Below are 13830 nucleotides of genomic sequence, written 5' to 3'. Positions count from 1 at the left end.
GAGGTACTACCTGCATGAGCGGCCATTCCAAGTGGGCCACCACCAAGCACAAGAAAGCGGTCATCGACGCCCGCCGCGGCAAGATGTTCGCCAAATTGATCAAGAACATCGAGGTCGCCGCGCGGACCGGCGGCGGCGACCCCGCGGGCAACCCGACGCTGTACGACGCGATCCAGAAGGCCAAGAAGTCGTCGGTGCCCAACGACAACATCGAGCGGGCCCGCAAGCGCGGCAGCGGTGAGGAAGCCGGCGGCGCCGAGTATCAGAACATCACCTACGAGGGCTACGGCCCCAACGGTGTCGCGGTGCTGATCGAATGCCTGACCGACAACCGCAACCGCGCGGCCGGTGAGGTCCGCGTCGCGATGACCCGCAACGGCGGCAACATGGCCGACCCCGGTTCGGTGTCCTACCTCTTTTCCCGCAAGGGCGTCATCACCCTCGACAAGAACGGCCTCACCGAGGACGACGTGCTGATGGCGGTGCTCGAGGCCGGCGCCGAGGACGTCAACGACCTCGGCGACTCCTTCGAGATCCTCTGCGAGCCAACCGATCTCGTCGCGGTGCGCACCGCACTGCAGGACGCCGGCATCGACTACGAGTCCGCCGAGGCCGGCTTCGAGCCGTCGGTGTCGGTACCGCTGGATGCCGACGGCGCGCGCAAGATCATGAAGCTGGTCGACGCGCTCGAAGACCTCGACGACGTCCAGGACGTCTACACCAACATCGACATCTCCGACGATGTCGCGGCCGAACTCGACAACGAGGACTAGAGCGGCAGCGCCACGCGGTAGTGGCGGGAGGCGAACAGCCAGTTCCCGTCGACGCGTACGAGTTCGTCGACATACTCGCCGACCAGCTGGCGCACCGGCTGGTCGCGCGCGCGCATGAACTCCAGGCAGTAGGAGCGTGCGTCCGCGCGGTCGCCGCGCACGGTCACCGACGCCATCTGGGTGAAGAACGCCATCTGCTCGATGGCCGCGAAGATGCCGTGCCAGTGGTCGCGCAGTTCGCTCTTGCCGTGACACTCGCCGCCCGAGCCCGTCCTGCGGCCATCCTCGGTCCAGCACGCCAGGTACGCGTCGAGGTCCTTGCGGGTGACCGCATCGCTGTAGATTTCGAGGCGCTCACGGATGAGCTGTCTGTCTTCGGCCGGCCCGACGAACGTCATCGGCCCATTATCGGGACGACCACGAAAGAGCGGAGACCGCGACATGGCCAGGGTGACGGTGACCGATCCGGAGGGGGAGACGGTGACGGTGCGGCGCTGGTGGTGGCGAACCCTGCCGTGGCAGACCGGATTCGAGACCCTCGACGCGTTCCTCTTCCTGCTCATGCTGCCGTTCATGCTGATGTGGCCGGTTTGGCTGCTGCTGAAGTGGCTGGGCGTTTCGTGGACGGTCGTGATCGAACGCGGCGGCGAGCGGATCGGCCGCGAACGCGTGCGCGGCTGGCGCCGCTCCGGCGAACGCGTTTACGAGATCGCGGCGTCGGTGCAGGCCGGTACGTACCCCGTCGAGGAGCCGGCGGCCTCCTGACGCGCGGCTCAGCCCCGGCCGTTGCTCCGCACGAGCTCGTCGTCCTCGCAGTCGATGGTGTGGTCGAACGCCTTCGCGCGTTCCTCCGCCTCCGGGCTGCCCGAGAACATGCCCGCGGCGACGCGTTTGGTCTCGCTCGCGACCTCGCGCCGCGCCTGCGGTTCCGGTGCCGGCTCGGCGGGTTGGATGCGCTGAATCGGCACCACGCCGCCGGTGCGCTGCACCCACGCGACCAGTCCCTCGCGGACGGCGCACTGCAGGTCGTACAGCGCGCCGGCGTTGTGGGCGCTGACCACGACGCGCACGCGGACCACACCGCCGACCGCGTCGGTCACCTGCAGGACCCCGCGGCGCCCGTCCCAGAGCTCGTTTTCGGCCAGCAGCCGGTCCAACTCGGTGCGCATGTCGTTGATCGGGACGTTGAAGTCGACGTCGAACTCGACCGTGCCCATGATCTCGGTGGCACTACGCGTCCAGTTCTCGAACGGCTCGGTGGTGAAGTAGCTCGACGGCAGCACCAGCCGACGCTCGTCCCAGATGCGGACGACAACGTACGTCAGCGTGATCTCCTCGATCCGGCCCCACCACTGTCCGCTCTCGAGCTGGACGATGTCGCCCACACGGATTGCGCCGGAGAACGCGATCTGCATTCCGGCGAAGACCGCACCCAGCGACGTCTGGGCGGCCAGGCCGGCGACCACCGACAGCACACCGGCGGAGGCGAACACGGTGGTGCCGATGTCGGAGAACGACGGGAACGTCATGAGGATCGCGGCGCCGCCGAGGACGACGATGATCGCGATCGCGAGCCGGCGCAGCACCGTGACCTGTGTGCGCACCCGCCGCCACAGCCGGTCGGCGTCCGAGATCTCCTCACCGCCGCCGCCGTAGCGCGCGATCATGCGCCTCTCGGCGACGCGGACCAGCCCGGTGACCAGCCAGGTGATCGACACGATCATCAGGATGAGCAGCCAGTGGTCGACCCAGCCGCGCCACGAGTCCGCGGTGCCCGACGTCCGCCGGACCGCGACCGACGCCGCGATCACCATCAACAGCATGCGCACCGGCTTGCGGGTGAGCACCTCGATGTCCTTGAGCAGGGCGCTGCGGCGACTGATGCGCGCCATCAACCAGGTCACCACCACCCCGAACACGTACACGGCGGCGATAGCCCCGGCCGCCCACGCGATGGTGACGGCAATATTGGTTGCGGTCTGCAGTTCGGTCTCGTCCGGCATGGGGATGGGGTCACTCCACGAATCGGGATCAGGTCCACCGTCGCGTAGCCGTGTTGCCGCCGTGGGAAACATCGGCTTCGGGGCGTCGGACGCGGATTCTGCCGTCCCACAAGCACAATTGGCGCGTGGCAGTGGTACGCGACACAGGCGGCACCGAGTGGCAGATCACCAGGCGGTGGTGGCCGTTTCCGGGCGACGCGCTCGATCTCACATTCGGTTGGCTGGAGATCCTCGTCGGCGCGCTGTTCGTTGTGCTGTGGCCGTTCTGGCTGCTCGCCAAGTTCTGTGGGGTGCGCTGGGTGATCACCATCGAACGCGGCGGGCATCAGGTGGGCCGCGAACTGGTGCGCGGATGGAACAGGTCGAAGGGTCGCATCAACGAGATCGCGGTGCAGATCGCCGCGGGCGGGCGCGGCGGTCAGTTCGTGATCTGAGCGGGCGTGTCCTGCCGGATCCTGCCCCGTCGGGCGGCTAAGCTCTCGAACAAGTGTTCACAGAAGGGCCGGACGTGCGGGTGATGGGAGTCGACCCCGGGTTGACGCGCTGCGGACTGTCCCTCATCGAGGGCGGCGCGGGTCGCCAGGTCACCGCGCTCGACGTCGACGTGGTCCGCACTCCGTCCGGCGATCCGCTGCACCGGCGTCTACTGGTGATCAGTGACGCCGTCGAATACTGGATGGACACCCACAAGCCCGATGTGATCGCGATCGAGCGGGTGTTCTCCCAGCAGAACGTCTCCACCGTGATGGGCACGGCCCAGGCCGGCGGGGTCATCGCGCTCGCGGCCGCCCGCCGCGGCATCGACGTGCATTTCCACACCCCCAGCGAGGTGAAGGCCGCGGTCACCGGCAACGGCAACGCCGACAAGGCCCAGGTGACTGCGATGGTGACCAGAATCCTTGCGCTGCAGACCAAGCCGACGCCGGCCGACGCCGCCGATGCGCTGGCGTTGGCGATCTGCCATTGTTGGCGCGCACCGATGATCGCCCGGATGGCGGCGGCCGAGGCGCTGGCCGCCGAACAACAACGCAAGTACAAGGCGACGCTCAAGGCGAAAGCGAAGGCGGCACGATGATCGCATCGGTTCGTGGTGAGGTTCTCGACATCGCACTCGACCACGTCGTGATCGAAGCGGGCGGGGTCGGCTACAAGGTGATGGCCACGCCGTCGACGCTGGCCACGTTGCGCCGCGGTGCCGAGGCCCGGTTGATCACCGCGATGATTGTCCGCGAAGACTCCCAGACGCTCTACGGCTTCGCCGACGGCGACGCCCGCGACCTGTTCCTCACGCTGCTCGGGGTGTCAGGAATAGGGCCCAGCATCGCGCTCGGGGCGCTGGCGATGTACGACGGACCGACCCTTCGTCAGGCCATCGGCGACGGCGACATCACCGCGCTGACCCGCATCCCGAAGGTGGGGAAGAAGACCGCCGAGCTGATGGCGCTGAGCCTGCGCGACAAGGTCGGCATCGCTTCATCGTCCGGCGCCGCGACGGCGAGCGGGCACGCGGTGCGCGGTCCGGTCGTCGAGGCGCTCATCGGGCTCGGGTTCGCGGCCAAACAGGCCGAGGAGGCCACCGACAAGGTGCTGGCCAACGACCCCGAGGCCAACCAGTCGACCGCGCTGCGGGCGGCGCTGTCCATGCTGGGTAACAAATGAGCCGGTTCACCGACGACGAAGACGAGGCCGAACAGCGTGAGGTCTCTCCCGCGCTGACGGTCGGCGAGGGCGACATCGACGCGAGTCTGCGGCCCCGGTCGCTGGGGGAGTTCATCGGCCAACCGCGGGTTCGTGAGCAGTTGCAACTGGTCATCGAGGGCGCCAAGAACCGCGGCGGCACACCGGACCACATCCTGCTCTCGGGCCCGCCCGGGCTGGGTAAGACGTCGTTGGCGATGATCATCGCCGCCGAACTCGGGTCCTCGCTGCGGGTCACCTCCGGTCCGGCGCTCGAGCGTGCCGGCGACCTCGCCGCGATGCTGTCGAACCTCGTCGAGCACGATGTGCTGTTCATCGACGAAATCCACCGCATCGCCCGCCCGGCGGAGGAGATGTTGTACCTGGCGATGGAGGACTTCCGCGTCGACGTCGTCGTCGGCAAGGGCCCCGGCGCCACCTCGATTCCGCTCGACGTCGCCCCGTTCACCCTCGTCGGGGCCACCACCCGCTCGGGCGCACTGACCGGCCCATTGCGCGACCGGTTCGGGTTCACCGCCCACATGGACTTCTACGAACCCTCCGAACTCGAGCGGGTGCTGTCGCGTTCGGCGGGCATCCTCGGCATCGAGTTGGGCGCCGACGCGGGCGCCGAGATCGCGCGCCGCTCGCGGGGCACGCCGCGCATCGCCAACCGGCTGCTGCGCCGGGTCCGCGACTACGCCGAGGTGCGTGCCGACGGCGTGATCACCCGCGATATCGCCAAGGCGGCGCTGGAGGTCTACGACGTCGACGAGCTCGGCCTCGACCGGCTCGACCGCGCCGTATTGTCCGCGCTGACACGCAGTTTCGGCGGGGGACCGGTCGGCGTGTCCACTCTCGCGGTTGCGGTCGGCGAGGAGGCGACGACGGTGGAAGAGGTGTGCGAGCCGTTCCTCGTGCGCGCCGGGATGATCGCGCGCACACCACGCGGACGTGTGGCCACCGCACAGGCGTGGACACATCTCGGCCTGACCCCGCCGAGCGGAGTGACGGGTCTGGGACAGGCGGGTCTTTTCGACTGAGGAGGACGAGATGGGCAGCGGCACGATCAGGCTGGGCGGCTTGCTCGGCGTGGCCTCCGCAGGTGTGATCGTGCCGGCGTATCTGGTCGGCTCACCCGAGACGCCGCAAGACGCCGGCGGAGTGGACGCTTATTTCGACCATGCGGCAACGTTTCTCACCCTGAACGGCGCCCTGCCGCTGCTGCATCTGTTTTTCGGCCTGCTATTCGTCGGGGTGCTCGTATCGGTATTGCGGTCGGCGGCCGGGCCCACCGGCGCGGTGTACACCGCGGCGCTGGGCGGTGCGATTTTCCTCGCGCTGACCGCGGCCGGGCTGGCCGCCGAGGTCGCGATTCCGGCGGCCATCGTGCGGTTCGACGATCTCACCGTGACGTCCTACTCGCAGCCGTTCCTCGGCCTGGCGGTGTGGCTCTATCACTACAGCCACATCGGCTCGGCCGCACTGATATTCGCCACCGCCTACATCGTCTGGCGCACCGGTGTGCTGCCGAAGTGGTCGGCGGCGCTTGCGGTGCTCGGCGTGCCTGCACTGCTGCACACCTGGATCGGGCTGCCCGGTGCGTACGCCGTGGTGGTTTGGATGGCGCTGATCGGCCTGGTCATGTTGGCGATACCGCCGGTGGTTCGAGTGGAAAGCGTGGGCGTGTGATGGGTTATGCCGGATTGTTCTTCGCGGGGCTCGCTGCCCTGCTGCACATCTACATCTGGGTCATGGAGTCGTTGACGTGGACGTCGCCGCGCACCAGAGCGACGTTCGGACTCACCGAGGAAGAGGCGTTGGCCACCAAGGAGTTGGCGTTCAACCAGGGTTTCTACAACTTGTTTCTGGCCATCATCACGATCGTGGGGATCGTCATCGGCGGTCTCGGCTGGGTCGGCCTCGCGCTGATCTTCGCCGGTGTCGGCTCGATGCTGGCCGCGGCGCTGGTGCTGTTGCTGTCCTCACCGGACAAGGCGAGGGCCGCTGTGACACAGGGGATCTTCCCGCTGATCGCAATCGTGTTGCTGATCCTGGCGGTGGCGCTGTAGCGCCGGGTGCGCCGAACGTGCGGCCACTGCGGTCTTGTCGGGGAGATCTCGCAGCGGCCGCACGTTCGACGTCGCCCTAAAGCAACCCCAGCAGCTCCAGGTCGGTGACGTACTTGACGATGACGTCACGCGTCACGTGCGGAATGTCCTTGTCCGGACCGATCTTCGCGTCCTGCACGGCCGTGCGGAACCGATCGGTCGGCGCCATCGAACCCCGGATCGGGGTCTCGGGCCGCTGGTAGTTGTGCAGCAGCGGGAGCAGCGACGCCTGCCGCTGTCGTTCGGGCAACCCGCGGATCGCGGTGTCGAACCGCTGTAACCACGTGGCGTAGTCACCGACGCGTTCGACTGGATATCCGGCGTCGATCAGCCAGTCGACGAACTCGTCGAGCCCGATGCCGTCGTCGTAGGGGTTCATGACGTGATACGTCTCGAAGCCCGGTCCGGCGTCGTGGCCGACCTGCGCGCCGAGTGTCGAGATGGCGTCGGCGATGAACTCGACGGGGAGACCGTCGTAGTGCGCGCGTTGGCGGTGGCCGTCCGCGTCGACCTCGTAGAACGAGAAGGGCGCGATGCCGGTCGCGACGAGGCTCAGGATCAACCGCGTGAACATGTCCGGCACGTTGAGCTGACCGGCGTAAGTGGTGTCGGCCAGGATCATGTCGCAACGGAAGACCGCGACCGGCAGCCCGCACAGGTCGTGCGCCTCGCGCAGCAGCACCTCACCGGCCCACTTGCTGTTGCCGTAGCCGTTGGCGTAGGTGTCGTCGACCTGGCGCGTCGCGCTGATCACCCGGATGTCGCCGTCCTCGGTGAATTGTCCCGGGGCGATGCCCGCGCCGACACCGATCGTCGACACGTACACGAACGGCTTGATCTTCGTCGTCAACGCGATGCGGATCAGTTCGGCGGTGCCGACGGCGTTGGGCCCCAACAGCTGGCTGTAGGGCAGTACGTGGTTGACCAACGCGGCCGGGTCGACGATCAGGTCCACCGTGTCGGCGAGCCGCTGCCACGTCCGGCGGTCGAGGCCGAGATCGGCCTCACCCTTGTCGCCGGCGATGACCTCGAGATGATCGGCGGCCAACTCCCGGTAGTGACGCAGCAATCGGGGATCGCCCGAGTCGAACGTCCGGTCCAGCCGGTCGCGCGCCGACGCATCGTCCTTCGCGCGCACCAGGCAGATCACCTTGCCACCCACCATTGCCATGCGCTCGAGCCACTCCAGCGCCAGATAGCGGCCCAAAAAGCCCGTCGCGCCGGTCAACAGCACGGTGCGCACCTCGCTGCTCGGGCCGGGCAGCGACGGCGCAGCCGTCAGGGTGGCGTCGTCGAGGAACTTGTCCAGCGTCAAGTCGCTCGCGTGTACCTCGGTGGCGTCCCGGCCGTGCACCGACGCGAATGTCGGCCTCTTGGAACCGGGTTCGCGTGCCGATTCGATGTAGGCGGCGAGGGCCGCCAGATCGTTCGCCGGGCTGACGATGACGCCGACCGGCACCTCGATGTCGTAGATCTCGTTCAGCAGGTTGCCGAACGTCAACGCGGACAACGAATCCCCGCCCAGGTCGGTGAAATGCGCATCGGGCTGCAGATCGGCGGCCGTCGCGCCCAGCAGGGCGCCGGCGGCCCGGCTGATCGTCTCGATGACCGGCTTCTCGGCACCGTGCTGGCGCAGAGCGCGCAGTTCTGCGGCCTGGCTGTCGGCCAGCTCGGTGTATTGCGCCTCCAAGCGTTCGCCGTAGTGCTCCTTGAGCTTCGGACGCGCAAGCTTGCGAATACCCGTGAGCAGCCCGTTCTCGAGCGTGAACGGCGTTGTCTCGACGATGAAGTCGCGCGGAATCTCATACGACTGCAGGTTGGCCGTTCTCGCGACGTCCTGCAGGGATTCGCTGATCGCGGTCTTCGAGGCCTCGCCGTCGTAGCGGGCGAGCGCGTCGTCGGTCGGCACGATCACCGCGAGCAGGTAGGAGCGGGCGCTGTTGCCGTAGACGAAGATCTGGCGGATCAGCGGGCTGGTACCGAACGCCGCCTCGAGTTTGGCGACCGTGACGAACTCGCCCTGCGACAGTTTGAGCACGTTGTTGCGACGGTCGAGATAGACCAACTGGTCCGGACCGACCTCGGCCACGATGTCGCCGGTCTTGTAGTAGCCGTCGGCGTCGAACACCGACGCGGTAATCTCGGGCCGCTTGTAATAGCCGGGGAACATCGTCTCCGACTTCACGAGCAGTTCGCCGCGCGGATACGGACGGTCGGTGTGGTAGTACCCGAGATCGGGGACGTCGGCCAACCGGTAGTCGATGACCGGCGGCCGCGACACCTGTCCGTCGACGCAAACCGCACCGGCTTCGGTGGATCCGTAGCCGTCGGTCAGGTGCAGGTCGAGCAGCGATTCGACGAAGGTCTTCATCTCCGGCGAGATCGGCGCGGACCCCGTCATCGCCGAGACGAACCGGCCGCCCAACAGGTTCTGTCGCAGATCGGCGAGCACATCGGTTTCGGCCGCCCAGCGATCCACACCGTCGGCGGCACGGCGGTCGACCTCGCTCTGGAACTGCTGGAACATCATGTCCCAGATGCGCGGCACGAAGCTCAGCTGCGTGGGACGCACCAGCGCGATGTCGTCGAGGAACGTCGAGAGATCGCTTCTGGCAACGAAATACGCGGTACCGCCTGCACCCAGAGTGGCGTACAGGATGCCGCGGCCCATCACGTGGCTCATCGGCATGAAGTTCAACGTGATCGACGGAAGCGACTGTCCGCCGCCCCACATCGCCATGCTCGACCGGCGCCACGAGTTGGCCACCATCTTGCGCTGGTACATCGCGCCCTTCGGCGCGCCGGTGCTGCCCGAGGTGTAGATCAACAGCGCGAGCTCGTCGTCGTCGAGGTCGGCGGGCGCGGTGGCCGGAAGCGCCCGGCCGCGGACGATCACTTCGTCCAAAGTCTCGATCTGAACACCGGTTTCGCCGAGGCGCGTCTTCGCGGCGTCGAGCGCGGCGCGATGGTCGTCGACCTCGGGGTGGTAGTCGAACACGATCAGGTGTTGCGGGAGGTGGCCGGTCAGCATCACCTCGACCGCGTCGTCGAGGAAATCCACACTCGACGCCATGGCGACCGGTTCGGTCTCGACGGCGATCGGCTGCAGCTGCGCTATGGCCGCGCTGGTCTGCAGAGGCACGGAGACGGCACCGAGATGCAGTAGCGCCATGTCGACGGTCGTGTAGTCGATGCTGGTGAACCCGACGATCGCGACACGGTCACCCGTGCCTACCGAGGCTCCCGCCAAGGCGGCGGCCGCTGCCTGGACGCGGTCTGCCAACTCGCGATAAGTGATGGTGTCGAACCGGGGGAGCAGTTGGGCTGTCGTGCGTCCGGTCCCCGGATCGGTGACGAAGTCGACGGCGCGTTCACCGAGCGCCGGCCGATCGGCGTAGCCGTCGAAAATAGTTCGGATGAGCTGGGGGATGGAGAGGTCGGTCGCTTCGATGGCCTCTGCGACCTGCTCTGAAGGTCGTGCGGCGGCGAACTGCGGATCGGTTTCGAACAAATCGGAAATACGACGCTCGAGTCGCGCCTCATGGGTATCAGTCGTCATCAAGAAATCCTTTGGACGAACGTGGATTGTGGGGGCGCGACATTGCGTCCACCAAAAACATCGATAGTCGAACTAAAAGTATTCCCTCGGCGGCTGGGAACTTGCTGTGAGCGCGAGCAGCGCTTTCTGCAAGACCCCGCCGCGGCGGGTCAGCGGATCGCCGGGAACACCCTCGCGGGATCGGCGCGCCCGGCGAGCACCTCGACGGCCAGCGTCGCATCGGGTACGCAGATCAACAGGTCCCGCGTGGCGTTCAACGCCTCGGCCGACGGTTCGACGCCGCCGACCGCATCGGCGAGGTCGAGCAGGTGCACCGTTGCCTCCATGAGCGCGGTCTCAGCGACGACGGCCAGCGTCGTGCTGCCGACGACCGGATACGCGATCGTGGTCTCCGCGGGCATCGGCGTGGCACGCAGCACCCGCGCGCTCTCTTCGAATCGTCGGGCGGCCGCCCGCGGGGTCAGCGCTGCGGACTCCGAAACCGCTTGTTCGGCAAGGCTTTCAGCGTTGGTGTTGGCGACTCCGTCGGGTTCGTTGAAGCGGCGCAGCAGGGTCGCCGCGTCGGTGACGGCGGCGGGACCGTCGATCACAGCGCCGGTGAGACGGTCAAACATTGCCGGTTCCGGGCAGACGTGGGCGAGCAGCGCCGCGACGTCCCAGTCTCCGCAGCGCGTGGGTGTGGACCATTCGTCGGCGGTCAGTTCTGCGCACCGTCGAGCCCACCGCTGCCACGCGTCGGCCAGGACGCGGCGGGCTGCGTCACCGTCGAGTCGCATGGCGCCAACCTAGCCAACGACCGGTTACGTATGCGTCAGCGCGGGTAACCACCCCGCACGACCAAGGAGGCATCATGACCGAGACGCGAGTACATCCCCGAGGTGGGCGGATGCGAATGCCGCGCAGTCGCGGGGCCACGAGTGGATTCCTGTTGATCCTGCTGGGCGCCTGGGGCGCACTGGCTCCCTTCATCGGCCCGCTGTTCAACTTCGCGTACAGCCCCGATCAGGCCTGGATGTGGACGACCGGCCGCGGCTGGCTGGAAGTGCTGCCCGGGGCGGTGACCGTGCTGGGCGGCCTGCTGCTGCTGATGTCGCGCAACCGTGCGACCGCTTCGCTCGGCGGGTGGCTCGCTGTCGCGGGCGGCGTGTGGTTCATCATCGGCCGCGCGGTGGCGGGTCCGTTGAACCTCGGTGACGCGGGTTCGCCTGTCGCCGCGACCGAGGCCAAGCGCATCGCGCTCGAGCTGTTGTTCTTCTACGGCCTCGGAGCGTTGATCGTGTTCCTGGGTGCCGCGGCGCTCGGCCGCATCTCGGTGCGCAGCGTGCGCGACGTCGAGTGGGCCGACCGACCCGTCACCGCGCACACGACCGCCGACGAGCACGCTCCGGTGGCGGCGGCCGAACCGACTCCGGTCGCGGGCCACACCGGGCCCGTCACCGGTCCGGTCGCTGGCCGCACGGATCCGGTCGCCGGTCAGCCCGCGATGGCCGAGCAGCGGACCGAGGTGATCGGGCCGACGGCCGAGGCCGCACAACCGCGTCGGCGCAATTGGCGGGACATGTTCCGCTCACGCGGCGATCGCGGCGGGCGACTCGCCCACCGGTAACTCTCCACCAAGGCGCCCCGGACGCTCGACGTCCGGGGCGCTTTGCGGTAGCCGATCCTGTTGGGGTGACGCAGATCCCACAGCGCTGTCCGTGCGACGAGTTTCACCGCGTCGCTGTGACCTGCATGACTGCCATGGGCCGACCTAGTAACTAGCCTGGCTAGGTAACCAATTCGACGTGCGCCTTTTCGATCATCACCTTGGTGGCGTCCGATAGCCGACGTAGCTCTTTGTCAGGAGGCCCACCATGCCCGACAGGCCTGGTATCACCGATTCCGTTGTCGCACGGCAAAATTCGGCCACCGCAGTGTGCGAAGCGTTCGGCTTCCCGCAGGAGGACTGGCCGATGTTCGCCCGTCTGGCCGCCGGTCCGATGACCCCGCACGACGAAGAGGCGCTGTTCCAGTACATCGACGTCAAGATCGCCGAGCGCTGCTGGAAGCCGACCGACGACCTGCTGTCCGACCTGATCGACGTCGAGGTCGGTGGCGTCGAACTCACCGTCGACGACATCTACCGCTTCGTCGCCACGCTGATCGGGGTCAAGGTCTTCTAGGCGGCTGCGATTTGTCAGCCCGTATAGGCCATGACGTGCTTGATGCGGGTGTAATCCTCGAACCCGTACATCGACAGGTCCTTACCGTGTCCCGAGGACTTGAACCCGCCGTGCGGCATCTCGGCCACCAGCGGGATGTGCGTATTGATCCACACGCACCCGAAGTCGAGGGCCGCTGAAACGCGCAGTGCCCGTGACACATCACGCGTCCACACCGACGACGCCAACCCGTACTCGGTGCCGTTTGCCCACGCGATCGCCTCGTCCTCGTCGGAGAAGGACTGCACGGTGATGACCGGGCCGAAGATCTCCTGCTGAACCAAGCGGTCGTCCTGGCGCAGGCCGCCGATCACCGTCGGTTCGACGTAGAAACCCTTGTCTCCCTGCCGTCCTCCGCCGACCGCGACCGTCGCGTGCGACGGCACGTCACCAAGGAAGCCGAGCACCCGCTCCAACTGGTTGGAGTTGTTCACCGGCGGCACCCAGGCGTCCTCGTCGTCGGCGGGCTTGCCGTACGTCGTCGTCGCCGCGCGCGCCTGCTCGGCCAGCGCCTCGGTCAGGTCCGAGGCGACCCGTGCGGTCGCGAGCACGCGCGTGGCCGCGGTGCAGTCCTGGCCGGCGTTGAAATAGCCCGCCGTCGCGATGCCTTCGGCCGCCGATGCGATGTCGCTGTCGTCGAACACGATCACCGGCGCCATGCCGCCCAACTCCAGGTGTGTGCGCTTGAGGTGCCCGCCGGCGCTGACGGCCACTGCGCGGCCGGCGGCGACGGACCCGGTGATCGACACCATCTGCGGCGTAGGGTGCGCCACCACGGCGGCACCCGTATCACGGTCTCCACAAACGACATTCAGCACTCCGGGCGGAAAGTGCCGGGCCGCGATCTCGGCCAGCATCACGGTCGTGACCGGGGTCGTGTCGCTGGGCTTGATGACGACGGTGTTGCCCGCTGCGACCGCGGGCACGAACTTCCAGATCGCCATCATCATCGGGTAGTTCCACGGAGCCACCTGGCCGACCACACCGACCGGTTCGCGGCGGATCCACGACGTGTGGTTCTCCATGTACTCGCCGGCCGACTTGCCCTCCAGCATCCGCGCGGCGCCGGCGAAGAACCGGATCTGGTCGACCATCGGCGGGATCTCTTCGGCCATCGTCACGTGGTTGGGCTTGCCGGTGTTGCGCCCCTCGGCGGCCACGAGTTCTTCCGCGTGCTTTTCGACATCATCGGCGAAGTCCAGCAACGCCTTCTGCCGCACCGAGGGAGTGGTGCGTTTCCAGTCGGTGAACGCCTTGGACGCGGCGGCGTAGGCGTTGTCGATGTCGGCCTCGTTCGAGATCGGCGCGGTGCCGTACTGCTCACCGGTCGACGGATCTACCAGTGGCATGGTGGCGCCGCTGACCGAGTCGACGCTCTCGCCGCCGATGAAGTTCTGGACCGTTGTCATTCGATCTCCTTGTGAGTCACAGGTCTCGACGGTGCTCATCGAGCAAGAAGCCTAACCAAAACAGCACCGATCCGGTCGATAACCCCGCCAGGGTGTG

15 protein-coding genes are annotated in these 13830 nt (G+C 67.5%); 10 read left to right on the top strand and 5 right to left on the bottom strand.

The genetic code is table 11. The features are described 5' to 3' along the window. The first annotated feature begins 14 nt into the window (after positions 1-14). Positions 15-773, top strand: coding sequence for a YebC/PmpR family DNA-binding transcriptional regulator (locus A5752_RS08215; protein ID WP_067084119.1), 759 nt, complete (start codon positions 15-17; stop codon positions 771-773). Here the strand turns inward: A5752_RS08215 and A5752_RS08210 are convergent. Then, entirely contained in the window at positions 770-1171 is a 402-nt protein-coding gene (locus A5752_RS08210) for a YybH family protein (RefSeq protein WP_067084116.1), read from the bottom strand. The two genes, A5752_RS08215 and A5752_RS08210, sit on opposite strands and share 4 nt — an antisense overlap. Before the next feature lie 43 nt (positions 1172-1214). Here A5752_RS08210 and A5752_RS08205 point away from each other — a divergent pair, with 43 nt between their 5' ends. Further along, positions 1215-1538, top strand: a complete 324-nt coding sequence (locus A5752_RS08205) for a hypothetical protein (protein WP_067084114.1) — start codon at positions 1215-1217, stop codon at positions 1536-1538. Between the two features lie 8 nt (positions 1539-1546). On the opposite strand, the gene A5752_RS08200 is transcribed toward A5752_RS08205, so the two are convergent. Continuing rightward, a complete protein-coding gene (locus A5752_RS08200; protein WP_067084113.1) occupies positions 1547-2776 on the bottom strand; it encodes a mechanosensitive ion channel family protein in 1230 nt (409 codons plus the stop codon). Between the two features lie 125 nt (positions 2777-2901). Here A5752_RS08200 and A5752_RS08195 point away from each other — a divergent pair, with 125 nt between their 5' ends. The 6 genes from A5752_RS08195 (at position 2902) to A5752_RS08170 (ending at position 6525) form a co-directional block, all read left to right on the top strand. Further along, complete coding sequence (locus A5752_RS08195; RefSeq protein ID WP_067084111.1) at positions 2902-3210, top strand: hypothetical protein; 309 nt, start codon at positions 2902-2904, stop codon at positions 3208-3210. A gap of 74 nt (positions 3211-3284) precedes the next feature. After that, positions 3285-3851, top strand: a complete 567-nt coding sequence (gene ruvC, locus A5752_RS08190; RefSeq protein ID WP_067084191.1) for a crossover junction endodeoxyribonuclease RuvC — start codon at positions 3285-3287, stop codon at positions 3849-3851. Further along, on the top strand, positions 3848-4435 hold the full coding sequence (gene ruvA, locus A5752_RS08185) for a Holliday junction branch migration protein RuvA (protein ID WP_067084110.1): 588 nt from the start codon (positions 3848-3850) through the stop codon (positions 4433-4435). The genes ruvC and ruvA overlap by 4 nt, the downstream gene beginning before the upstream one ends. Then, positions 4432-5496, top strand: coding sequence for a Holliday junction branch migration DNA helicase RuvB (gene ruvB / locus A5752_RS08180; protein ID WP_067084108.1), 1065 nt, complete (start codon positions 4432-4434; stop codon positions 5494-5496). The genes ruvA and ruvB overlap by 4 nt, the downstream gene beginning before the upstream one ends. 10 nt (positions 5497-5506) lie before the next feature. Continuing rightward, positions 5507-6145, top strand: coding sequence for a hypothetical protein (locus tag A5752_RS08175; protein WP_067084106.1), 639 nt, complete (start codon positions 5507-5509; stop codon positions 6143-6145). Continuing rightward, positions 6145-6525 carry a DUF1304 domain-containing protein gene (locus tag A5752_RS08170; protein ID WP_067084104.1) on the top strand — a complete coding sequence of 127 codons (381 nt, stop codon included), beginning with the start codon at positions 6145-6147 and terminating at the stop codon, positions 6523-6525. Before A5752_RS08175 ends, A5752_RS08170 begins: the two co-directional genes overlap by 1 nt. A gap of 76 nt (positions 6526-6601) precedes the next feature. Here the strand turns inward: A5752_RS08170 and car are convergent, their stop codons facing one another. Next, a complete protein-coding gene (gene car / locus A5752_RS08165) occupies positions 6602-10123 on the bottom strand; it encodes a carboxylic acid reductase (protein WP_067084102.1) in 3522 nt (1173 codons plus the stop codon). 149 nt (positions 10124-10272) lie between these two features. Next, positions 10273-10899, bottom strand: a complete 627-nt coding sequence (locus A5752_RS08160) for a maleylpyruvate isomerase N-terminal domain-containing protein (RefSeq protein WP_067084099.1) — start codon at positions 10897-10899, stop codon at positions 10273-10275. Positions 10900-10973: 74 nt separating this feature from the next. Here A5752_RS08160 and A5752_RS08155 point away from each other — a divergent pair, with 74 nt between their 5' ends. Both A5752_RS08155 and A5752_RS08150 read left to right on the top strand, forming a co-directional pair. After that, positions 10974-11729: a hypothetical protein gene (locus tag A5752_RS08155; protein ID WP_067084098.1), complete on the top strand. Its 756-nt coding sequence runs from the start codon at positions 10974-10976 to the stop codon at positions 11727-11729. 247 nt (positions 11730-11976) lie between these two features. Beyond that, entirely contained in the window at positions 11977-12285 is a 309-nt protein-coding gene (locus A5752_RS08150) for a cytochrome P450 family protein (RefSeq protein WP_067084096.1), read from the top strand. Positions 12286-12299: 14 nt separating this feature from the next. On the opposite strand, the gene A5752_RS08145 is transcribed toward A5752_RS08150, so the two are convergent. Next, complete coding sequence (locus tag A5752_RS08145; protein ID WP_067084094.1) at positions 12300-13733, bottom strand: gamma-aminobutyraldehyde dehydrogenase; 1434 nt, start codon at positions 13731-13733, stop codon at positions 12300-12302. Positions 13734-13830 lie beyond the last annotated feature (97 nt).

The sequence above is a fragment of the Mycobacterium sp. 852002-51961_SCH5331710 genome (genome assembly GCF_001665535.1).
Classification (GTDB): domain Bacteria; phylum Actinomycetota; class Actinomycetes; order Mycobacteriales; family Mycobacteriaceae; genus Mycobacterium.
The sequence above is the reverse complement of the archived record's forward strand: the minus strand, read 5'-3'. Positions and strand labels throughout refer to the sequence as shown.